Source organism: Vibrio sp. OPT46, assembly GCF_015163535.1.
Lineage (GTDB): Bacteria > Pseudomonadota > Gammaproteobacteria > Enterobacterales > Vibrionaceae > Vibrio > Vibrio alginolyticus.
The window spans coordinates 1-846 of the sequence record NZ_JADDYG010000393.1 but is presented as its reverse complement, the minus strand read 5'-3'; the positions used below and the strand labels follow the sequence as shown (position 1 = coordinate 846).

Here is an 846-nt window from a genome sequence, read left to right as displayed (position 1 = left end):
AAGCACCAGACTTTTGGTCTCTGATGCCAACTCAGTGCTAACGCCGCATTAAGGTGTGAACAACGCTACCACAAAACCTAGCCATACCACCGTAAACACGAAACCCAACGATGGAACGAAAAATGCCAAGCGTTGGGAATCACTCTTAAATGCTTTGTTATGTTTGTTCTAATCTTAGGAAAGAATGAAAAAACCTTTTATTGAGCTATACGTCACATTTTAAACTCACAAAACGTACCCACTAAACAGAAGCAAATATTATGCATCAAAACACCTAACTAAGGCAGAGAACATGGCAGTAAAAAAATGCATGATTCAAGGACTTGTATTATCTGAAAGCTCTCATGACAGCATCCGTGAAATCAACAAACGAGTTACAAACATGAAGCTACTTTCTGCGCTTTATGGATCATCCGCGATTTACCAAATTTTCTTCAAAAACACATTTGCTACAGCCACATACAATATATCAACAGCAGATTGGGAAACCTTCGCTCGTGGTGCAACATCAATACCTGTAATTACTCGAAAAATCATAAAGAATGAAGCTTTGATGCACTTTACGAGTAAAACAGGGAAAGAACTTAAATTTTGGCAGTGTGTATATGAAAGCTTATAAATCAGCGTTACTCTTTGTATTTACCCTCATTACCTTTTCAAATGCATTTGCTTTTGATTGTGTAAATGAGCGGGACTTTGTTATTTCTAAAGATCATTGGATACATAGTTTATCACCGGAAACTCAATACTATACTGTCATGTACTTGTCTGAAAAGACGGTTGAGCAATGCTTAAAAGAGAAGCCTTCCGAAAAAACCAAAAAACTAAGGTTAAAGCTCGAAAAGG

The 846-nt window shown here is 37.1% G+C and carries 2 protein-coding genes; both read left to right on the top strand.

Annotated features, from left to right (window positions below; genetic code table 11):
* The first annotated feature begins 292 nt into the window (after positions 1-292).
* Positions 293-619, top strand: a complete 327-nt coding sequence (locus IQR33_RS18040; RefSeq protein WP_064368482.1) for a hypothetical protein — start codon at positions 293-295, stop codon at positions 617-619.
* On the top strand, positions 606-846 hold a 241-nt coding region (locus IQR33_RS33440), incomplete at its 3' end, for a hypothetical protein (RefSeq protein WP_228013973.1). The genes IQR33_RS18040 and IQR33_RS33440, both read left to right, overlap by 14 nt.

Coding starts and splice junctions, on each gene's coding strand:
- IQR33_RS18040 (WP_064368482.1), top strand. CDS start 293: ATGGCAGTAAAAAAATGCATGATTCAAGGACTTGTATTATCTGAAAGC.